A 21,238-nucleotide genomic window follows, 5' to 3' on the forward strand; every position below is an offset into this window, starting at 1 on the left:
AACGAAGCCGACAGCGTAAGCGATCGACCCGACGGATGGTCGTCAGCGGTCGTCGTCTTCAGGGGGCAGCGAGGCGCTCCAGCGGTTGTCCCAGTCGGCATGCTGGCGCACTGCGCCATCGAGATCGCGCCGGTCGCGCTTGGTGGGGCGGCCCTGTTCGATGGCCAGTGCCGGTTCGCTGCCCATGCGGCGCAGCTCCCGGAAGGCGGCCTGCGCCGCCACGCTTTCGGCTGTTTCCTCGTAGAGCTGCTGCGCGACCGGTGCCGGTCCGCGCTGGCCGCTGAGGCCGAGCACCTTCACGGTTCGCGTCAGCGGGCCCATGCGCATGGCCACGGTGTCGCCGGCCTTGACCTCGCGCGAGGCCTTGGCGACGTCGCCGTTCACCTGCACGCGGTTCTTGCCGATTTCCTCCGCGGCCAGCGAGCGCGTCTTGAAGAAGCGGGCGGCCCAGAGCCATTTGTCGATGCGCAGACGGTCCATGAAGTGTCGGAAGTGGATTTCAGGAATTGTGCCGCGAGAGCGGCATCGACGGCAGCGGCAGGCGCACGACGGCGTCGAGCCCGATCACCCGTTCGGCGCCATCCTCCCCGGCCGGCGCAATGCGGTTGTCGAGGCTGATGCGCCCGCCGAGCGCCAGCACGATCTCGCGGCAGATCGCCAGCCCCAGCCCCGAGCCGCTCGACGTGCTGCCGGCGGAGAAGGGCGCGAACAGGCGCTGCCGCAGTTCGGGCGAGATGCCGGGGCCGCTGTCGCGCACCGTGAGCACCGCATCCGCGCCTTCAGAGCGCACCGAGACCGACAGCGCGGCGCCCGCGGGGCTCTGCTTGATCGCGTTGTGCAGCAGGTTGCGCGTGAGCTCCTGCAGCATCCAGTGGTGGGCCTGCACCGGCACGGGCTCGTCGATGGCGAGTTCGAAGTCGAGCGCCTTGTCGGCCACCAGCGGCGACAGGTCGAGTGCGATCTGCCGGGCCACCTCCCCGAGGTCGAGCGTCACCGACTCCGGCTGCTGGCGCAGTTGCTCCACCTTGGCGAGCGACAGCATCTGGTTGGCCAGCGTGGTCGCGCGCTCCACCGTGTGGCTGATTTCGCCCAGCGCCTGCTCGGGCGCCACGTCGCCGCGCTGCGCCGACTGCACCTGCGCCTTCAGCACGGCCAGTGGCGTACGCAGCTGGTGGGCGCTGTCGCGCACGAAGCGCTTCTGGTGGTCCAGCAGCTGCTGCAGCCGGCCCATGACCTGCGTGGTGGCGTCGATCAGCGGCCGCAGCTCGCGCGGCGCGTCGGGCGCGTCGATGGGCGAGAGGTCGTCGGCCGGGCGCTTCTCGATGGCTTCGCCCAGTTCGCGTACCGGCCGCGTGGCGCGTTGCACCACGAACACGGTGACCAGCGCGATCACGCCCATCAGCAGCAGCTGGCGCCACAGCATGTCGATCAGCAGCTTGCGCACCAGCGTTTCGCGCAGCTCCAGCGTCTCGGCCACCTGCACCACGGCCATGCCGCGGCCGGTTGCGCTTGCCACCGGCTGCAGCAGCACCGCGACGCGCACCGGCTGGTTGCGGAACTGCGCGTCGTAGAAGTCGACCAACGCCGCATACGCGCTGCGATCCGGAATGCGGCCGCGCCAGAACGGCAGCTCGGCAAAGCCCGAGATCATTTCGCCGTCGAGCGCCGAGACCCGGTAGAACAGCCGGCTGCGGTTGTCGGCCTCGAAGGCCTCGAGCGCGGAATAGGGCACGATGGCCCGCAGTTGCGCCAGGTCGTCGTAGCCCTCCACGTCGAGCTGTTCGCCGATGGTCTTGGCCGAGGCGAGCAGCGTGCGGTCGTAGGCCGTGGTGGCTGCCGCAAGGCTCTGGCGATACAGGCTCACGCTGTTGATCACGATGAACACGGCAATCGGCGCGAGGATGCCGAGCAGCAGCCGCGCGCGAAGCGAAGAGACGCGGGTCATGCCTCGGGGCGCAATAAATAGCCGAGGCCGCGCATGGTCATCAGCACCGCGCCGGTGCCCGCGAGCTTCTTGCGCAGCCGGTACACCACCACCTCGATGGCTTCGTACTGCACCTCGGTCTCGCCCGGGAACACCAGCTCGAACAGGCGCTCCTTGGTCACGGCATGGCCCGGCTTCATCATCAGTCCCTTCAGCAGCGCCAGCTCGCGCGGCGTGAGTTCGAGCAGTTCGGCGCGGTTGTAGATGGCGCCGTTGTCGGGTTCGAAGCGCAACCCGCCTATCTCCTGCGGATTGAGCCCCGCGTCCGGTCCGGCAACGCCGTGGCTGCGCCGGCGCAGCGCGCGGATGCGGGCTTCCAGCTCGTCGAGGTCGAAGGGCTTGGGCAGGTAGTCGTCGGCGCCGGCGTTCAGGCCGACGATGCGGTCGCCGACCGTGCCGCGCGCCGTCAGCAGCAGCACCGGTGTGCGCAGGCCTTCGGCGCGGGCCTGGGCCAGCACCTGCAGGCCGTCGAGGTTGGGCAGGCTCAGGTCGAGGGCGACCACGTCGGGCTCGATGGCGCGCCACTGGGCGACGGCTTCGGCCCCGTCGCCGCAGACACGCACGTCGATCCGCCGGCGCCCGAGGGTGCGCTGCAGGGTGATTTGCATCGAGGGGTCGTCTTCGACCAGCAGCAGCTTCATACGTTGGCGGCGAGGGTGCGTACTTTGGTGTTTTCCCCAGTCTGGCGGACAGCCAACTGACAGCGGGGCGGCGCATGATAGCGCTCAGCTAAAAGTCAGCTTCCTTTCAAGTTCCTTCCAATTCCAGGAGACACGCATGCGTCGCGACACCTTTCTGAAGTCTTTGGCCGCACTGGCCGCCGCCGGGGCGCTGCCGCTCTCGGCACGTGCTGCAGCCAACGTCAAGATGATGATCCCCGCCAACCCGGGTGGCGGCTGGGACACCACTGGCCGTGCGCTGGGCAAGGCGCTGAGCGACGCCAAGGTGGCCGACACCGTCACCTACGACAACAAGGGCGGCGCCGCCGGCGCACTGGGCCTGGCCCAGTTCGTGAACGGCTCCAAGGGCGACGCCAACGCGCTGATGGTCATGGGCTCGGTCATGCTGGGCGGCATCATCACCGGCAAGCCGCCGGTCAAGCTCGAGCAGGCCACGCCCATTGCGCGCCTGACCACCGAATACAACGTGTTCGTGCTGCCGGCCAATTCGCCGCTCAAGACCATGAAGGACGTGGTCGACCAGCTCAAGAAGGACCCGGGCAGCGTCAAGTGGGGCGGCGGTTCGCGCGGCTCCACCGAGCACATCGCTGCGGCCATGATCGCGCAGAAGGTGGGCGCCGATCCTTCCAAGATCAACTACGTCGCCTTCCGTGGGGGCGGTGAAGCCACCGCCGCCATCCTGGGCGGCAACGTCACCATCGGCGGCAGCGGCTACAGCGAGTTCGCCGAGTACATCGCCGCCGGCAAGATGAAGGCCATTGCCGTCACCTCCGCGCAGCGCCTGCCGGGCATCAACGTGCCCACGCTGAAGGAGCAGGGCATCGACGTCGAGATTGGCAACTGGCGCGGCGTGTACGGCGCCCCCGGCATCTCGGCCGAGCAGCGCAAGGCGCTGACCGACATGGTGCTGGCCGCCATGAAGAGCTCGTCGTGGGCCGAGTCGCTCAAGAAGAACGACTGGACGCCGGCCGTGCTGTCGGGCGAGGCTTTTGCCAAGTTCGTCGACGACGACTTCGCCAGCCTGCGCGCCATCATGACGAAATCCGGCATGGTCTGAAATTAGCTCGCCCCCAGGCTGCGCGCACTTCGTGTCGCTACGCCAACCCCCTACCGGGGGCAACACCTGCGGCCCGGCAAAGCCGGTTCCGCGGTGTTTCTGGAAGGGGCACCCGTACTCCCACTCCAGGACAAAAAAATGACAACTCCAGAATCCTCGGCCCCTGCGCAACCCGCGGCCACGTGGCCGCAAACCCTGGTCGGTGTCGGCGTGCTGCTGACCGGCCTGGCGCTGGCCTTCGGCGCGATCGGCATTTCTTCCGAAGCCGGCTACGGCGGCGTCGGCCCCAACTTCCTGCCTTGGCTGGTGTCCGTGGTGCTCGTGCTGTGCGGCGGGTGGATCCTGTGGGAGGCGCGCACGGGCGGCTTCCGCGAGCTCGACGCACCCACGGGCGCGGAGCATGCCTACTGGCCCGGCTTCGTCTGGGTGTCGGCGGGGCTGCTGCTCAACGCGGCGCTCATCACCACGCTCGGCTTCATCGTGAGCTGCACGCTGTGCTATCTGCTGGCCGTGCAGGGCCTGCGCCGCGCTAGCGGGCAGGGCGGCGTCAATTCGCTGCGCACCTGGCTCATCGATATCGTCACCGGCGCGCTGATCGCGGCCCCGGTGTTCTGGATGTTCACGCAATTCCTGGCCATCAACCTGCCTGGCCTCACTTCCACCGGGTGGTTCTGACATGGAAATCTTCAACGCACTCATGGCGGGTTTCGCCGCGGCGATCACCCCCTACAACTTGTTCTGCTGCCTGCTCGGCTGTGCCCTGGGCACGGCCGTGGGCGTGCTGCCTGGCATCGGCCCGGCCGTGGCGGTGGCCATGCTGCTGCCGATCACCGGCAAGGTCGACATCACGGCCTCGATGATCTTCTTCTCAGGCATCTACTACGGCGCCATGTACGGCGGCTCGACCACCTCCATCCTGCTGAACACGCCCGGCGAAACCGCCAGCATGGTGACGGCGATGGAGGGCAACAAGATGGCCAAGAGCGGAAGGGCGGGCGCGGCACTCGCCACGGCCGCCATCGGCTCTTTCGTGGCCGGCACCATTGCCACCGTCATCGTCACGCTGTTCGCGCCCTTCGTGGCCGAGTTTGCGGTCAAGCTCGGCCCGCCCGAGTACTTCCTGCTGATGCTGCTGGCCTTCACCACCGTGAGCGCTGTGCTCGGCAAGAGCACGCTGCGCGGCATGACGGCGCTGTTCGTCGGTCTGGCGGCCGGCTGCGTCGGGCTCGACCAGATCTCGGGCCAGGGCCGCTACACCGGCGGCGTGCCTGAGCTGCTCGATGGCATCGAGATCGTGTTGGTGGCTGTGGGCCTGTTCGCCGTGGCTGAAGTGCTGTACGCCGTGCTCTACGAGGGCAAGGTGGTCGAGGGCCAGAACAAGCTCAGCCGCGTGCACATGACCAAGCGCGACTGGAGGCGATCCATTCCCGCCTGGCTGCGCGGCACCGCCATCGGCACGCCCTTCGGCTGCATTCCGGCCGGCGGCACCGAGATCCCGACTTTCCTGAGCTATGCGATGGAAAAGAAGCTGGCCAAGGACAAGGACGCCAAGGCCGAGTTCGGCACCACCGGTGCCATCGAAGGCGTGGCCGGCCCCGAGGCTGCCAACAACGCCACGGTGACGGCCGCGTTGATTCCGCTGCTCACGCTCGGCATTCCGACCTCGAACACCACCGCCATCCTGCTGGGCGCGTTCCAGAACTACGGCATCCAGCCGGGCCCGCAACTCTTCACCACCTCGGCCGCGCTGGTCTGGGCGCTGATCGCCTCGCTCTACATCGGCAACGTCATGCTGCTGGTGCTGAACCTGCCGATGGTGGGCCTCTGGGTCAAGCTGCTGAAGATTCCGAAGCCGCAGCTCTACGCCGGCATCCTGATCTTCGCGACGGTGGGTGCCTACGGCATGCGCCAGAGCGGGTTCGACCTGTTCCTGCTGTACGCCATCGGCCTGCTGGGCGTGGTGATGCGCCGCTTCGACTTTCCGACCGCGCCCGTGGTGGTCGGCATGATCCTCGGCCCGCTCGCTGAAGCGCAACTGCGCAACGCCATGTCGATCGGCGAGGGCAGCGCAGTGGTGTTCTTCCAGCGCCCGATGTCGATTGCGCTGGTCGTCATCGTCGTGGCTGTGCTGGTGCTTCCTCGCCTGGCCAAGCGCATGAGCGAACGCAAGCTGAAGCGGCTGGCACAGCTGGACGCCTGACGCTCCTCGGGGCTCGAAAAAAAAGCTGCGGCATTGCCGCAGCTTTTTTTATTTCCGCCAGGGCGGCTTATCGCCCCGCCGCAGGCGTCTCGACCAGGTCGTCGTCGATATGCGGGTCCGCCGGCTGCCCGCGCAGCTTGCGCACGGTGCGCCGGATCCAGTGCTCGATGTCGTCCACGTAGGTGAACACGGCCGGTACCACCAGCAGGCTCAGCACCGTCGAGGTGATCAGCCCCCCGATCACCGCCATCGCCATCGGCGAGCGGAAGCTCGAGTCGGCCGCGCCGAATCCGACCGCGATCGGCAGCATGCCAGCGCCCATGGCGAGCGTGGTCATGATGATGGGCCGCGCGCGCTTGTGGCAGGCGTCGCGCAGTGCGTCCCATCGGCTCATGCCGTGGTCGCGGCGCGCGACGATGGCGTACTCCACCAGAAGAATGGAGTTCTTGGTGGCAATGCCCATCAGCATGATGAGCCCGATCAGCGAGGGCATCGACAGCGCCTTCTGCCCGATCAGCAGCCCCACGAAGGCGCCACCCAGGGCCAGCGGCAGCGCGCACAAGATGGTCACCGGGTGCAGGAAGTCCTTGAACAGCAGCACAAGCACGATGTAGATGCACAGCACGCCCGTCAGCATGGCAAGGCCGAAGCTGGCGAACAGCTCGGTCATGACTTCCGCGTCGCCTATCTCGGCAATGCGCACGCCCGGTAGCAGGTTCACGATCGACGGCAGCTTCGTCACCGCGTCCTTGGCGTCGCCCAGGCCCACGCCCGACAGCTCGATTTCGAAGTTCACGTTGCGTGAGCGGTCGTAGCGGTCGATGACGGCCGGGCCGCCTTCCATGGTGAGCGAAGCCACCTGGTTCAGCATGACCGGCCCGCGCGTGCCCGGCACTGCCAGGCGTCCGAGCAGGTCGATGTCTTTTCGCGCCGAGTCTTCCAGCTTCACCACGATAGGCACCTGCCGCTGCGCGAGGTTGAGCTTGGCCAGCGACTGGTCGTAGTCGCCCAGCGTGGCCACGCGCAACGTTTCGGCGATGGCGGAGCTGGTCACGCCCAGGTCGGCTGCGCGCGCGAAGTCGGGGCGCACGGCAATTTCGGGGCGAATCAGGCTCGCGGTGGAAGTGATGTTGCCCAGGCCGGGAATGGTGCGCAGGTCTTTTTCGACCGCGCTGGCGGCGCTGGCCAGCGCCACCGGGTCTTCGCCGGTCAGCGCCAGGATGTACTTCTCGCCCGAGCCGCCCAGGCCCACGGTGCTGCGCACGCCGGGCAGCGTTTCGAGCGCCGCGCGAATCTGGTTTTCGATCACCTGCTTGCGCGGCCGGTCGCCGCGCTCATCGAGCTTGATGGTGAGCGTGGCCTTGCGCGTCTCGGGCGTGCCGAAGTTTGCGAACGGGTCGCCGCCCGCGCTGCCGCCGGCCACCGTGGTGTAGACGCTGCGCACATGGTTGATCTGCATCACGCGGTTGCGGGTTTCCTCGGCGGCCGCGGTGGTTTGCGCCAGCGTGGAGCCGGGTGCGAGCGAAAGGTAGATCTGCGTCTGCGAGTTGTCGTCCGGCGGAATGAAGCCGGTCTTGAGCAGCGGGATCATCGCCAGCGAGCCGAAGAAGAAGAGGGTGGCCAGCACCATCGTCTTGAAGCGGTTGTGCGTGCTCCACGTCACCGCGCGCATGTACCAGCGCAGCCAGCCCGGCTCCTTTTCGGCCGTGACCACGGGCTTGAGCATGTAGGCCGCCATCATCGGCGTGAGCACTCGCGCGACCACCAGCGAGGCGAACACCGCGAGCGATGCTGTCCATCCGAACTGCTTGAAGAACTTGCCGGCCACACCGCTCATGAAGGCCGTGGGCAGGAACACCGCGATCAGCGTGAAGGTTGTGGCGATCACGGCCAGGCCGATTTCATCCGCCGCTTCCATCGCAGCCTGGTAGGGCGACTTGCCCATGCGCAGGTGGCGCACGATGTTCTCGACCTCCACGATCGCGTCGTCCACCAATATGCCGACCACCAGCGACAGCGCGAGCAGCGAGATCACGTTGACCGAGAAGCCCAGCAGGTGCATGCCGATGAACGCCGGAATCACCGACATCGGCAGTGCAATCGCCGAGACGAAGGTGGCGCGCCAGTCGCGCAGGAACAGCCACACCACGATCACCGCCAGGATCGCGCCCTCGTACAGCAGGTGCAGCGAGCCGTTGTATTCCTCTTCCACCGGGTCGACGAAGTTGAAGGCTTCGGTCAGCTCGATGTCGGGGCGCTGCGCGCGCATGTCGGCCAGCGCCTTCATCACCGCGTGGCCCACTTCCACTTCGCTGGCGCCACGGCTGCGGGCCACTTCGAAGCCCACCACCGGCTTGCCGTTGAGCAGCGCGGCCGCGCGCGGCTCGGCGATGGTGTCGCTCACGCGCGCCACCTGGTCGAGGCGGATGCGCCGGCCGTCGGTCAGCACGATCTGCATGTCGGCGAGCTGGTCGGCCGACTTCACGGTGGCCATGGTGCGCACCGGCTGTTCGCTGCCGCCCAGGTCGAAGCGGCCGCCCGCGCTTTCGGTCTGCACCTGGCGCAACTGGCGCGAGATGTCGGCCGCCGAGGCGCCCAGCGCCTGCAGCTTGCTCGGGTCGAGGTCGATGTGCACCTGGCGCGTGACGCCGCCCACGCGGTTCACCGCGCCCACGCCGGGCAGCGCGAGCAGCTTCTTGGTGACGTCGTTGTCGACGAACCAGCTGAGCGCCTCTGCGTCCATTGCCGACGAGGCAATGGTGAAGGCCAGCACCGGCTGGGCAGCGAAGTCGAGCTTGGTGACGACCGGGTCGCGCACGTCGGCCGGCAGGTCGGCGCGCACGCGCTGCACTGCGGAGCGCACGTCGTCCACGGCCTCCTGCACCGGCTTCTCGAGGCGGAACTCGACGATCAGCGTGGCAGCGCCGTCCTGTACCTTGGTGGTGATGTGCTTCAGGCCCTGCACCGTGGCAATGGAGTTCTCGAGCTTGCGCGCGACGTCGGTCTCAAGCTGCGAAGGCGCAGCGCCGGGCAGCGACGCCGAAACCGTGACGGTCGGCAGGTCGATGTCCGGAAAGTTCTGCACCTTCATCGCGTTGAACGACAGCAACCCACCGAAGGTGAGCAGCACGAACAGCATCACCGCCGGAATCGGGTTGCGTATGGACCAGGCGGAAACGTTCATGGGCGTGTTCCTTTGAATTGCTTACTTGGCCGCGGCAGCGGAGGCGGCTGACCTGGCCGGCTGCGCCGCGGTTGCGGGCACTGGTACGGGCGCATCCACCACGCGCACCAGGTCGCCGTCGTTGAGGAAGCCCGCGCCTTGCACGATCACCTGGGCGCCGTCGGGCAGCGCGCTGGTGATCTCGATGCGGTCGTTCAGGCGCCGGCCGATCTGCACCTTCAGCTGCGTCACCTTGTTGTCGGGCTTGAGCAAAAAGACGTTGTTGAAGCCGTCGCGCGGCACGATGGAGGCCTGCGGCACCGTCGGCGCCGTGCTGCGGCCCAGTTCGAAGTCGCCGCGCGCGAACATGCCGGCCTTGATGCCGGTGTTCTGCTGCACGTTGGGCAGATCGACGTACACCAGCGCAGCACGCGTCTGCGGATCGACCGTGGGCGCGATGCTGCGCACCTTGCCGCGCACCTGCGCGCCGCTGGCGCTGACCACGAAAGCGGTGGTGCCGACCGCGACGCGGCTCAGCTCAGCCGAGGTCACCTCGGCGCGCCATTCGAGCCGGCCCTGGCGGATCAGGCGGAACAGCTCGGTGCCGGCCGACACCACGCTGCCCACCGTGGCCGTGCGCGCGGAGATCACGCCGTCGTCGGGTGCCAGCACCTGCGTATTGCGACCGCGTACCTGCTGCGCGGCCAGCACGGCCTCTGCCGCCTCGACGCGTGCCTTGGCGGTCTGCTCGGTGGTCTGGTACTGGTTGATCTGCTGCTGGCTCAGTGCGCCGGTGGCCTGCAGCGTGCGGGCGCGTGCGGCATTGCCTGCGGCGTCGGCCGCGGTGGCGCGAGCTTCGGCCAGAGAGGCGCGCGATTGCGCGATGTCGGCCTGTACCGTCTCGGGCGAGAACACCGCGAGTACCTGACCCTTCTTGACCAGGTCGCCCACGTTCACGCGCACCTCGGCCAGCTTCAGGCCGTTGGACTCGGAGCCGACCACGGCCTCCTGCCAGGCGGCCACGTTGCCGTTGGCTGCGAGCGTGAGCATCAGCTCGGTGGCTTCAGGCTTGGCGACGGTGACGGTCAGCGCGGGCTTGGGCGAGTGGGCGCCGTCCTTGGTCTTGGCTGCTGCGGCAGGATCGGCCGACTTGTCCGACGGCTTGCCGCGCGTCATGAAGAAGATCGCCGCGATGACGACGACCAGCGCAATCAGCGCGATGACGAGGGTGGAACGCTTCATTGATTTCATGGCGACGTCGCGACCTTGGTGGCCGGGGTGGAGGTCATTGAGGACGATTCGGAAGATGGGGCCGAGGCCGACTGGCGATTCCAGCCGCCGCCCATCGAGCGGTACAGCGCAACCCATGCCTCGGTGCGCTCGCGCTGCAGCGTGACGCGCGCGGTCTGCGCGGTGAACAGCGTGCGGCGCGAGTCTTCCAGCTCGAACAGGCTCGCGAGGCCGCTGCTGTAGCGAGCCTGCGTGGCGTCGAAGGAGGCCTGGTAGTTCTTCACCGCGGCATCGGCGTCGGTGGTGCGGGCGTCGGTGGCGTCGAGGTTGACCAGCGCTTCTTCGACTTCGCGCACCGCCTGCCGCACGTTGGAGCGGTAGAGCGACACGGCTTCGGCGTAGCGCGCCTTGGCGGCATCGATGTTCGCCTTGCGTGAGCCGCCGTCGAGCAGCGGCACGGTCAGCGAGATCGGGCCCACCGTCCAGGTTTCGAGCGACTGGCGCAGGCCGTCGACACGGTACTGCGTGCGACCGATGGAGCCCGACACCGTGAGCTTGGGGTAGCGCTCGGCCTCGGCCGAGCCCACGTCGGCGCTGGCCGAGGCCACGCCGAGTTCGGCCGAGTACACATCGGGCCGCTGCGAGATAGCCTCGGCCGGCACGCTGGCGATGCTGCCCACGACCGGCAATGCGCGCTGTGCGGGCGAGGCGGCGAGCTTCTGTTCGAGCGTGGTTTCGTCGATGCCGCTGAGCGCCACCAGCGCCTTGCGCTGCACCGCGCATTGGGCGCGCTGCTGCGTGAGCCGGCCCGAGGCATCGGAGGCGCTGGCGCGTGCCAGCGCGGCATCGGCCGGCGCGGTGAAGCCGGCCTTTGCGGAGAGGTCGTTGAGCCGCGCGGTTTCCGAGCGCGAACGCGCGTCCGCTTCGGACACGCGCAGCTGCTGCTGGCAGGCGCGCTCGGAAAAATACGCGTTGGCCGTCTCGGCCGCCACCGCCACGCGGGCGTCGTGCCACTTGGCGTTGGCGCTGTTCTGCTTGGCTTCGGCTGCGTCGCGGTCGGCGCGCAGGCGGCCGAACAGATCGACTTCCCACTTCGACTGCAGGCCAGCCTGCAGCGTGGTGATTGGCGTGCTGGCCGAGAGGCTGCTGCTCGAACTGCTGCTGGAAGAAAGGCCCGAGGTGCCGCGGCTGGCCGAGGCCGTGCCGTCCAGGCTCGGCAGCAGAGCGGCTCCGGCCTGCACGCGCGTGGAGCGCGCCTCGGCCACGCGTGCCGCGGCGCTGGCGACGTTGGGGCTCGCGGCTTCGGCGGCGGTGATCAGCTCCACCAGGAGCGGATCGTCGAGCTGGCGCCACCAGTCGGCCAGCGACGCGAGCGAGCCGCCGTGGGGCAGGGGGGCGTGCCATTGCGCGGGGATCGGTGCTTCCACCTGCGCCGGCGGGCGCGTCAGCGAACAGCCTGCGAGGCCGATGCCCAGGCAGAGGGCTGTCATCAGTTTCAGTCGGAGTCTTCTCATCATTTCTTCAGCTTTCTCTCGGCGCGGCGGCGGGCCGCTTCGGCCTCCACCAGCGCCAGCGCATAGCCCGTGAGGCGATCGGCCCAGGTGTCGATGGCTCGCGGCGTGCGCAGCAGCGATGGGCGGATGGCCTCGATGAAATCCTGGCTCACGTAGAGCTGCATCGACAGCCCGGTGATCGCGAAGGTCAGGCGGTGGATGTCGTCGTCGGCCCGCTCCACCTTCAGGTGGCGGCACAGCAGGTCGGCAATGGCGCGGTGCGGGCCCTTGATGTCGCGCTCCAGCTCCTCGGCCCAGCGGCTGGTCGGCTCCAGCATCTCGCGCATGTGCAGCTGGATGCATTGCCGCACGATCTCGCCCTGCTTGAGCGGGTCGATCATGGACACCATGCACAGGCGCAGCGTGGTTTCGAGCGACTGCCCGGGTGCATTGCAGACGGCGATCAGGTCGCTGGAGTCGCCGCCCATCGGCTCGCTGAAGGTGGCCGCGTACAGCCCCTCCTTGTCGCCGAAGTAGTAGCTGATGGCCGAGATGTTGACTTCGGCCTCGCGGGCGATCTCGCGCGTGGAGGTCTTGGCAAACCCCTTTTGCGCGAACAGCCGCAGCGCGGTGTGGAGCAGCCTGTGGCGTGCCTCGGCGCCATCGCTGCGCGGTGCGCGGCGCGGGGCCTGGGTGATCGGGTCTCTCGCGTTCATGCCCGGCATTACACCATGCATGAAATCAAACGATTGATTTACTTAAGGCTTGCTGAAGGGTTTTGTCCGCGGGCCGGATCCTGAGCATTTCCTGAAGGCATTTGATGCCCGGTTTGTTGCGGTTTGATGCGCGCTACGATTCGCGCCATGCCCGCCGCCCCCACCGCACCGCCCACATTGCCCCTCGATGCCGAAGGGATCCTCGCGCTGGCCGCGCGCTCGATGTTTCATTTGTTTTCAAGCATCAGCCAGGGCATGTTCCTCGTGGACAGCAGCGGGCGCATCGTGTGGGTGAATGAAGGCTACCGGCGCTTTCTGCCGGCGCTGGGCTTTTCTTCCATCGACCAGTTCATGGGGCACATGGTGGAAGACGTGATTCCCAACACGCAGATGCGGCGCGTGCTCGAGACCGGTGAGCCGATATTGATCGACTTGCTGACCAACAAGGCCGGCACCTTCGTGGTCAGCCGCATCCCGCTGCGCGAAGAGCGCGGGGGCGGCGAAGGAGGGATGGGAGACGTGATCGGCGCCATCGGCATCGTGCTCTTCGATCAGCCCGAGACCACGCTGCAGCCGCTCATCAGCAAGTTTGCGCTGCTGCAGCGCGACCTCGACGATGCGCGGCGCGAACTCGCGAGCCAGCGCAACAACCCGCTCTATCAGCATGCGCCCGACGGTCAGCGCCGCTCCAAGTACACCTTCGCGAGCTTCATCGGCAGCAGCCCGGCGGCGGTGGAGGTGAAGCGGCATGCGCGGCGTGCGGCGCAATCGGCCAGTCCGGTGCTGCTGCTGGGTGAAACGGGCACCGGCAAGGAACTGCTGGCGCACGCGATTCATGCGTCGTCTGCGCGCGCGAAGGGGCAGTTCGTCAGCGTCAACATCGCGGCCGTGCCCGACACGCTGCTCGAAGCCGAGTTCTTCGGCTTCGCGCCCGGCGCCTTCACCGGCGCCGACCGCAAGGGCCGCGAAGGCAAGTTCAAGCTGGCCGACGGCGGCAGCCTGTTCCTCGACGAGATCGGCGACATGCCGCTGGGCCTGCAGGCCAAGCTGCTGCGTGCGCTGCAGGAAGGCGAGATCGAGCCGCTGGGCTCCAACAAGCTCGTGCCCTTCGATGCGCGCGTGATCGCCGCCACCTCGCGCGACCTGCCCGAGCTGGTGCGGCGCGGGCAGTTCCGCGAAGACCTTTACTACCGCCTCAACGTGCTGCCGCTGCGCGTGCCGCCATTGCGCGAGCGGCGCGCGGATATTCCCGCGCTGGTCGAGGCACTGGGTGAAGACATGGCGCTGCGCAGCGGCGAGGCGCCGCCCGAGCTCACGCCCGACGCGCTCGCGCTGCTCGCGGGCCAGCACTGGCGCGGCAACATCCGCGAGCTGCGCAACGTGCTGGAGCAGGTGACCATGCGCAGCGACTCGCAGCGCATAGACGCCGTGCAGCTCGAACGCATCCTGCGCGAAGCCGGGCTGGACCAGATTGCGCCGCCTGACGCCATGCAGCAGTTGTCGGGCGACGAAGAGGGTGCGCTGCTGCGGCCGCTGGCCCAGCAGATTGCGGAGCTAGAGCACAAGGCCATTGCCGCCGCGCTCGCGAGCACGGGCGGCAACAAGCTCGCCACCTCGCGGCTGCTCGGCATTTCGCGCGCTACGCTGTATGAGCGCATGACGAATCCGGGTCGCTGAAGAAGCGTTCAGGCCTGCGGGCCGGCCGCGTTCGGCAACAAAGCTGCAACACGGTGAAATTTGTGCGCAAAGCGGCTTGTGGAAGCTGCGGGTTTTAACCTGCAAGAAACCCCACATGAAAACCTTCGGCGCCCACCCCGAATCGCAGCACCACGGCCACAGCCTGGCAGAAGACCTTCCGCGCATGGAGGCACAACTCCTGGAGCGCCGCCGAGCCTTGCTCTGGCTTTCTTCCTCGGCGTTGCTGGCCAGTTGCGGTGGGGGCGGCGGCAGCGATTCGAGCGGCGCCAGTGCGCTGACCGCTGCTGCCGTAAGCGCCGCGGCGACGTCGGGCACCACGGCAGCCAGCACGAGTACGACCTCCAGCACGTCGACCAGCACAACCACCACGACCAGCAGCAGCGCGTGCCCCGCCTTGCCCGCGGAGACGTCCGGCCCCTATCCCGCGGACGGCACCAACACCGCCTCCGGCTCGACCTCCGACGTGCTCACCGCCAGCGGCATCGTGCGAAGCGACATCCGCAGCAGCTTCATCAGTTCGAGCACCGTGGCACAAGGCGTGGCCCTGACGATCACGCTGACGCTGCAGAACACCAATGCCAGCTGCGCCGGGCTGGCGGGCTATGCGATCTACCTGTGGCACTGCGACCGCAGTGGCAACTATTCGTTGTACACGGCCTCGGCCGAAAGCTACCTGCGCGGCGTGCAGGTCACCGACAGCGCGGGGCAGGTGAGCTTCACGACCATCTTCCCGGCCTGCTACTCGGGCCGCTGGCCGCACATGCACTTCGAGGTGTTCACCAGCCTGTCGGCCGCCACCACCGGTAAGAACTCCGTGCTCACCTCGCAGCTGGCCATGCCGAGCGACGTCTGCAATGCGATCTACCCGAACGTCACCGGCTACAGCGCGAGCGTGGCCAACCTGGCGGCGGTGTCGCTGTCCACCGACAACGTCTTCGGCGACAACACGGCCGCGCAGATCGCGGCGATGACGCCCACGATGTCGGGCAGCGCCACCGCTGGCTACACCGCGCGTGCAGTCATCGGCCTCGCGGTGTAGATGCTCTGAGCGGTCCGAGTGATCCGAGAATGGGGGCATCGCATCACCCCCATTTCGTATCACCCATGAGCGTGCAAGCACTCAGATCGTCTTTCGGATCCAACTGCCACTGGTGCGGCTTGCCGATGGATTTCGAAGAACCGCGCGACAAGCCCGATTCGGCGACCATCGAGCATCTTTTCGACGCGACCCTGGGCGGCGTTCGAAAACCAAAGTACCGGCGGCTCGCGCATGCCATCTGCAATCACACGCGTAACGAATTCAGGCTGCAGGCGCAGCGCCAGTTCGAGCAGTGGATCGCGCAGCGCCAAACCTCTGGCAAACCCTGACTGCAAAAAATACACTTGTCCGAAATTCAGGCAATACAAGTGTTTTGAATTCAGGCGAAAGGCACATCTTCCGAGTGAAGAAGCCTTTGTTATCAACGAGTTGGCGCGTGGCACGAACTGTGCAATATTCAGTCACCAATATCAGGAGACATGAATATGAATCGTCGCCACCTCGTCGCGCTGGCTGCGCTCGCCACGTGTGCCGCAGCCGCCCCCGCATGGGCCCAGTCCAACGAAATCCGCATTGCCCACATCTACAGCAAGACGGGTGCGCTGGAGGCCTACGGCAAGCAGACCCAGACCGGCTTCATGATGGGCCTGGACTACGCCACCGGCGGCACGATGACGGTCAACGGCAAGAAGATCGTGGTCATCGAGAAGGACGACCAGGGCAAGCCTGACCTCGGCAAGTCGCTGCTGGCGGCTGCCTATTCCGACGACAAGGCCGCGCTGGCCGTGGGCCCGACTGCATCGGGCGTGGCGCTGGCGATGCTGCCCGTGGCCGAGGAATACAAGAAGATCCTGCTGGTCGAGCCCGCCGTGGCCGACTCGATCACCGGCGACAAGTGGAACAAATACATCTTCCGCACCGGCCGCAATTCGAGCCAGGACGCGATCTCCAACGCGGTGGCCGTCGACAAGGCCGGCGTTACCGTCGCCACGCTGGCACAGGACAACGCCTTCGGCCGCGACGGCGTGAAGGCCTTCGGCGCCGCGCTCAAGAAAGCCAAGCTGGTTCATGAAGAGTACCTGCCGCCCACCACGACCGACTTCACGGCCGGCGCGCAACGCCTGATCGACAAGCTGAAGGACCAGCCTGGCCGCAAGATCATCTGGATCGTGTGGGCCGGCGCGGGCAACCCGTTCAAGATTGTCGACCTCGACCTGAAGCGCTACGGCATCGAGATCGCCACCGGCGGCAACATCCTGCCGGCCATGGCGGCCTACAAGTCGCTGCCGGGCATGGAAGGCGCGGCTTACTACTACTTCGGCATTCCGAAGAACCCGGTGAACGAGGCCATGGTGTCGGCGCACTACAAGCAGTTCAAGACGCCGCCGGACTTCTTCACCGCTGGCGGCTTCTCGGCCGCGATGGCGGTGGTGACGGCGCTGAAGAAGACCAACGGCGACACCAACACCAACAAGCTCATCAGCACCATGGAAGGCATGAGCTTCGACACGCCCAAGGGCAAGATGACTTTCCGCAAGGAAGACCACCAGGCGATGCAGTCGATGTATCACTTCAAGATCAAGGTCGACCCGGCGTTCGCCTGGGGCGTGCCGGAGCTGGTGCACGAGATCAAGCCTGAGGAAATGGACATCCCGATCAAGAACAAGCGCTGAACACGACAGCGCCGATCAACCCCTGACCCGCGCGGCGCTCGAGGAAGCGCTGCACCCCTTTCGCCCCGGATGGCCGCCGGGCGAAGCGCCAGCCTGCGTCCGCGCAACCTGTCGCGACCCACGGCCGATTCGTCATTCTGCAAAGCAAGCGTTCGATACCCACAACACAAGGAGACAGCGATGCCAGCGATGAAATGGAACTGGAAGGGACTTGCCGCGGCCGCGGTAATGACGGTGGCGGCGCATGCCGCGACGGCGGCGGTGCCGCTGCCGGCGCTCGGCGCCAATCCGGCGGAGGTGAGCGTGTCGGGCCTCTCTGCGGGCGGCTTCATGGCAGTGCAATTGCACGTGGCGTACTCGGCCACATTCAAGCGCGGCGCCGGCGTGGTGGCGGGCGGGCCGTTCTATTGCGCCGAAGGTTCGGTGGTCAACGCCACCGGGCGCTGCATGACGCACAGCACCAGCATCCCGGTGTCGACGCTCGTCAGCACCACCAACAGCTGGGCGGCCAGCGGGGCGGTCGACCCGGTGTCGAACATGAGCGGCTCCAAGGTCTACCTGTTCTCGGGCACGTCCGACAACACCGTCAAGCAGGCGGTGATGGACGACCTGAAGACCTACTACCAGAGCTTCGTGCCCACGGCCAACACGGTCTACAAGAACAACATCGGCGCGGGCCACGCGATGGTCACCGACGACTACGGCAGCGCCTGCAGCACTACCGCCGCGCCATACATCAACAACTGCGGCTTCGACCTGGCAGGCGAGATCCTCACGCAGCTCTACGGGCCGCTGAACCCGCGTAACAACGGCACGCTGGGCGGCACCTTCACCGAGTTCAACCAGTCGGAGTTCATCATCGGCCATGGCATGGCCGCCACCGGCTGGATCTACGTGCCGCAGGCCTGCACCGCCGCGTCATGCCGCGTGCACCTGGTGCTGCACGGCTGCAAGCAGAACTACACCGACGTGAGCGACCAGTACGTGCGCAAGACCGGCTACAACCGCTGGGCCGACACCAACAATATCGTGCTGATCTATCCGCAGACCAGCACGGCCGCCACCAACAGCTGCTGGGACTGGTGGGGCTACGACAGCGCCAACTACGCGAAGAAGTCGGGCCCGCAGATGGCGGCGATGAAGGCCATGATCGATCGCGTCACCGGCTCCTCGGGCGGAAGCGGCCTGCCTGCGCCTACCGGCGTGGGCACTTCGGGCGCGACCAGCAGCAGCATGGTGATCGGCTGGGCCGGCGTGACGGGCGCGAGCGGCTACAACGTGTACCGCGGCGGCAGCAAGGTCAACGCCGCGCCGGTTGCCGCCACCAGCTACACCGACACCGGCCTGGCCGCCTCCACCACCTACAGCTGGACCGTGGCCGCGCTGGACGCCAGCAACGTGGAAGGCGCGATGTCGACCGCAGCCACGGGCGCGACCACCGCAGGCTCTGGCGGCGGCGGAACGTGCTACACCGCGAGCAACTATTCGCACACCGTGGCCGGGCGCGCCTATGCGCTGTGGGGCCTCACCTATGCCTACGGCTCGGGACAGTCGATGGGGCTGTGGAACATCTACGTCACGACCACGCTGAAGCAGACGGGCCCCAACTACTACGTGATCGGCACCTGTTGAGGCATGCCGGTCTTCATTTCTCCTTTCGATTCGCAATGACCAACAACGATGCTTGAGACCCGAGATCTGACCATCCGCTTCGGTGGGCACGTGGCCGTCAACAGTGTGAGCTGCGCTTTCGCGCCGGGCACGCTGACGGCCATCGTCGGCCCCAACGGGGCGGGCAAGACCACCTACTTCAACCTGATCTCGGGCCAGCTCAAGGCGAGCGCCGGCACGGTGTCGCTCGACGGGAAGCTGCTGTCGGGCCTGTCTCCATCCGCACGTACGCACGCGGGGCTGGGGCGGGCCTTTCAGCTGACCAACCTGTTCCCCAACCTCACGGTGCTGGAGAACGTGCGCCTCGCGGTGCAGGCCACGCGCGAGGGTGCGCACCGGCGCGGGCTCAACCTGTGGAGCATCTGGAGCGACCACAAGGCGCTGACGGAGCGCGCCGACCAGATCCTGGCCGACGTGGCGCTGAAGTCGCGCGAGCGCGCGACAGTGGCGAGCCTGCCGCATGGCGACCAGCGCAAGCTCGAAGTGGCGTTGCTGATGGCGCTGGAGCCCAAGGTCTTCATGTTCGACGAACCCACGGCCGGCATGAACGCGGCCGAGGCGCCCGTCATCCTCGGCCTGATCCGCAAGCTGAAGCAGGACAAGAGCAAGACCATCCTGCTGGTCGAACACAAGATGGACGTGGTGCGCGAACTCGCCGACCGCATCATCGTGCTGCACAACGGCACGCTCGTAGCCGACGGCGAACCGGCGGAGGTGATCGCCTCGCCGGTGGTGCAAGAGGCCTACCTGGGCGTCGCGAAGGAGGCCGCATGAGCACACAGAATCTTTTGACGCTCGAAGGCGTGCACACGCACATCGGGGCGTATCACATCCTGCATGGCGTGGACCTTGCCGTGCCCAAGGGCCAGCTCACCATGCTGCTGGGCCGCAACGGCGCGGGCAAGACGACCACGCTGCGGACCATCATGGGCCTGTGGCATGCGTCGCAGGGCAGGGTGCGCTTCGGTGACAAGGAAATCACCGCGCAGCACACGCCGCAGATCGCCGGCCTGGGCATTGCCTACGTGCCGGAGAACATGGGCATCTTCTCCGATCTCACGGTGAAGGAGAACATGCTGCTCGCCGCGCGCGGCGCGAAGAATGCCGCACAGATCGACGACACGCGCCTGAAGTGGATCTTCAAGCTCTTCCCCGCGGTCGAGAAGTTCTGGAACCATCCGGCGGGCAAGCTCTCGGGCGGGCAGAAGCAGATGCTGGCCGTGTCGCGCGCCATCGTGGAGCCGCGCGAGCTGCTCATCATCGACGAGCCCAGCAAGGGCCTGGCGCCCGTGATGATCAACAACATGATCGACGCCTTCGCCGAGCTCAAGCGCAGCGGCGTGACCATCCTGCTGGTGGAGCAGAACATCAACTTCGCCCAGCGACTGGGCGACAACGTCGCGGTGATGGACAACGGCCGCGTGGTGCACAGCGGCTCCATGGCGGCGTTCTCGGCTGACGCGCAATTACAGCAATCTTTATTGGGTCTCGCGCTATGACGTACTTGATGTCTTGTCCCCTCTCCCGCTTGCGGGAGAGGGCTAGGGTGAGGGCAGGCGGCCTGCGCAACGGCCGTGCCCTCGTATCGGCGCTGTCAGCCCTCACCCCAACCCTCTCCCGCAAGCGGGAGAGGGGGCAAGAGGAGGCGCAGCAATGAAGCTCGACTTCGACTGGAGGCCGCTGCTGCTGGCCCCGATCCTCGCGCTCGTCGCGCTGCCGCTCACGGGTTCTTTCTCGACCTGGCTCACGCTCACGGTCGCGGGGCTTGCGATGGGCATGATCATCTTCATCATCGCCTCGGGCCTCACGCTCGTGTTCGGACTGATGGACGTGCTGAACTTCGGCCACGGCGTGTTCATCGCGCTGGGCGCCTTCGTGGCGAGCAGCGTGCTCGGCCTGATGGGCGACTGGACGGGTTCTGGCGAGCTGTGGCGCAACCTTGTCGCCGTGTTCCCGGCGATGCTCGTCGCGATGGCGGTCGCAGGCGCAGTGGGCCTGGCCTTCGAGCGCTTCATCGTGCGGCCCGTGTACGGCCAGCATCTGAAGCAGATCCTCATCACGATGGGCGGCATGATCATCGGCGAAGAGCTCATCAAGGTAATCTGGGGCCCGGCGCAGATTCCGCTGCCTTTGCCCGAGGCGCTGCGCGGCTCGCTGCTGATCGGCGACGCGGCTATCAGCAAGTACCGCCTGCTCGCAGTGGCTGTGGGCGTGGTGGTGTTCGGTGTGCTGGCATGGACGCTGGGCCGCACCAAGATCGGCCTGCTCATTCGCGCCGGCGTGCAAGACCGCGAGATGGTCGAGTCGCTGGGCTATCGCATCGGTCGGCTGTTCGTCGGCGTGTTCGTGGTGGGCAGCGCGCTGGCCGGCCTGGGCGGCGTGATGTGGGGGCTGTTCCAGCAGAACCTGGTGCCGCAGATGGGCGCGCAGGTCAACGTGCTGATCTTCATCGTGATCATCATCGGCGGGCTGGGCTCGACGGGCGGGGCGCTCATTGGCGCGCTGCTGGTGGGGCTGATGACCAACTACATCGGCTTTTTGCTGCCCGCGCTCACGCAGTTCGCGAGCATCTTCCTGATGGTGGCCGTGCTGCTGTGGCGTCCGCAGGGTGTGTACCCCGTGGCGAACCGTTGA

18 protein-coding genes are annotated in these 21,238 nt (G+C 67.1%); 11 read left to right on the top strand and 7 right to left on the bottom strand.

Annotated features, from left to right (window positions below; all coding sequences use genetic code 11):
- Positions 1–42 precede the first annotated feature (42 nt).
- From NWF24_RS12125 to NWF24_RS12135, 3 genes are read right to left on the bottom strand one after another with little or no spacing between them, the layout of a single operon-like run.
- Complete coding sequence (locus NWF24_RS12125) at positions 43–480, bottom strand: RNA-binding S4 domain-containing protein (protein ID WP_093056422.1); 438 nt, start codon at positions 478–480, stop codon at positions 43–45.
- A 19-nt stretch (positions 481–499) separates the two neighbouring features.
- Entirely contained in the window at positions 500–1,945 is a 1,446-nt protein-coding gene (locus NWF24_RS12130; RefSeq protein ID WP_258354376.1) for a sensor histidine kinase, read from the bottom strand.
- The gene (locus tag NWF24_RS12135) at positions 1,942–2,625 is read right to left on the bottom strand and encodes a response regulator transcription factor (RefSeq protein ID WP_258354377.1); all 684 of its coding nucleotides are present in this window, start codon (positions 2,623–2,625) and stop codon (positions 1,942–1,944) included. Before NWF24_RS12135 ends, NWF24_RS12130 begins: the two co-directional genes overlap by 4 nt.
- A 136-nt stretch (positions 2,626–2,761) precedes the next feature.
- Here NWF24_RS12135 and NWF24_RS12140 point away from each other — a divergent pair, with 136 nt between their 5' ends.
- The 3 genes from NWF24_RS12140 (at position 2,762) to NWF24_RS12150 (ending at position 5,921) form a co-directional block, all read left to right on the top strand.
- Positions 2,762–3,721 carry a tripartite tricarboxylate transporter substrate binding protein gene (locus NWF24_RS12140; RefSeq protein WP_258354378.1) on the top strand — a complete coding sequence of 320 codons (960 nt, stop codon included), beginning with the start codon at positions 2,762–2,764 and terminating at the stop codon, positions 3,719–3,721.
- Positions 3,722–3,859: 138 nt separating this feature from the next.
- Positions 3,860–4,396, top strand: coding sequence for a tripartite tricarboxylate transporter TctB family protein (locus NWF24_RS12145; RefSeq protein ID WP_258354379.1), 537 nt, complete (start codon positions 3,860–3,862; stop codon positions 4,394–4,396).
- Between the two features lies 1 nt (position 4,397).
- The gene (locus tag NWF24_RS12150; protein ID WP_258354380.1) at positions 4,398–5,921 is read left to right on the top strand and encodes a tripartite tricarboxylate transporter permease; all 1,524 of its coding nucleotides are present in this window, start codon (positions 4,398–4,400) and stop codon (positions 5,919–5,921) included.
- A gap of 67 nt (positions 5,922–5,988) precedes the next feature.
- Here NWF24_RS12150 and NWF24_RS12155 read toward each other — a convergent pair whose 3' ends face one another.
- Genes NWF24_RS12155 through NWF24_RS12170 form a run of 4 tightly spaced genes read right to left on the bottom strand, consistent with a single transcriptional unit; the run spans position 5,989 to position 12,532 of the window.
- A complete protein-coding gene (locus NWF24_RS12155; RefSeq protein ID WP_258354381.1) occupies positions 5,989–9,105 on the bottom strand; it encodes an efflux RND transporter permease subunit in 3,117 nt (1,038 codons plus the stop codon).
- 21 nt (positions 9,106–9,126) lie between these two features.
- Positions 9,127–10,335, bottom strand: a complete 1,209-nt coding sequence (locus NWF24_RS12160) for an efflux RND transporter periplasmic adaptor subunit (RefSeq protein ID WP_258354382.1) — start codon at positions 10,333–10,335, stop codon at positions 9,127–9,129.
- Positions 10,332–11,828, bottom strand: a complete 1,497-nt coding sequence (locus tag NWF24_RS12165) for an efflux transporter outer membrane subunit (RefSeq protein WP_258354383.1) — start codon at positions 11,826–11,828, stop codon at positions 10,332–10,334. The genes NWF24_RS12160 and NWF24_RS12165 overlap by 4 nt, the downstream gene beginning before the upstream one ends.
- Complete coding sequence (locus tag NWF24_RS12170; RefSeq protein ID WP_375338453.1) at positions 11,828–12,532, bottom strand: TetR/AcrR family transcriptional regulator; 705 nt, start codon at positions 12,530–12,532, stop codon at positions 11,828–11,830. The genes NWF24_RS12165 and NWF24_RS12170 overlap by 1 nt, the downstream gene beginning before the upstream one ends.
- Positions 12,533–12,670: 138 nt before the next feature.
- On the opposite strand from NWF24_RS12170, the gene NWF24_RS12175 reads away from it, so the two are divergent.
- The 8 genes from NWF24_RS12175 to NWF24_RS12210 all read left to right on the top strand — a co-directional run bounded on the left by NWF24_RS12175 (position 12,671) and on the right by NWF24_RS12210 (position 21,238).
- Positions 12,671–14,200 (top strand): sigma-54 interaction domain-containing protein, encoded by a 1,530-nt coding sequence (locus NWF24_RS12175; RefSeq protein ID WP_309148869.1) that lies wholly within the window; start codon positions 12,671–12,673, stop codon positions 14,198–14,200.
- 115 nt (positions 14,201–14,315) lie between these two features.
- Positions 14,316–15,260, top strand: a complete 945-nt coding sequence (locus NWF24_RS12180) for a dioxygenase family protein (RefSeq protein WP_258354385.1) — start codon at positions 14,316–14,318, stop codon at positions 15,258–15,260.
- A 125-nt stretch (positions 15,261–15,385) separates the two neighbouring features.
- Positions 15,386–15,589, top strand: coding sequence for a hypothetical protein (locus tag NWF24_RS12185; protein ID WP_256330778.1), 204 nt, complete (start codon positions 15,386–15,388; stop codon positions 15,587–15,589).
- Positions 15,590–15,745: 156 nt separating this feature from the next.
- The gene (locus NWF24_RS12190) at positions 15,746–16,933 is read left to right on the top strand and encodes a substrate-binding domain-containing protein (protein ID WP_093056432.1); all 1,188 of its coding nucleotides are present in this window, start codon (positions 15,746–15,748) and stop codon (positions 16,931–16,933) included.
- A 180-nt stretch (positions 16,934–17,113) separates the two neighbouring features.
- Positions 17,114–18,565: an extracellular catalytic domain type 2 short-chain-length polyhydroxyalkanoate depolymerase gene (locus NWF24_RS12195; RefSeq protein WP_258354386.1), complete on the top strand. Its 1,452-nt coding sequence runs from the start codon at positions 17,114–17,116 to the stop codon at positions 18,563–18,565.
- 48 nt (positions 18,566–18,613) lie between these two features.
- Entirely contained in the window at positions 18,614–19,378 is a 765-nt protein-coding gene (locus NWF24_RS12200) for an ABC transporter ATP-binding protein (protein ID WP_258354387.1), read from the top strand.
- Positions 19,375–20,103 carry an ABC transporter ATP-binding protein gene (locus NWF24_RS12205; protein ID WP_097199026.1) on the top strand — a complete coding sequence of 243 codons (729 nt, stop codon included), beginning with the start codon at positions 19,375–19,377 and terminating at the stop codon, positions 20,101–20,103. Before NWF24_RS12200 ends, NWF24_RS12205 begins: the two co-directional genes overlap by 4 nt.
- Positions 20,104–20,257: 154 nt before the next feature.
- Positions 20,258–21,238 (top strand): branched-chain amino acid ABC transporter permease, encoded by a 981-nt coding sequence (locus tag NWF24_RS12210; RefSeq protein ID WP_258354388.1) that lies wholly within the window; start codon positions 20,258–20,260, stop codon positions 21,236–21,238.

It is taken from the genome of Variovorax paradoxus (assembly GCF_024734665.1).
Lineage (GTDB): Bacteria > Pseudomonadota > Gammaproteobacteria > Burkholderiales > Burkholderiaceae_C > Variovorax.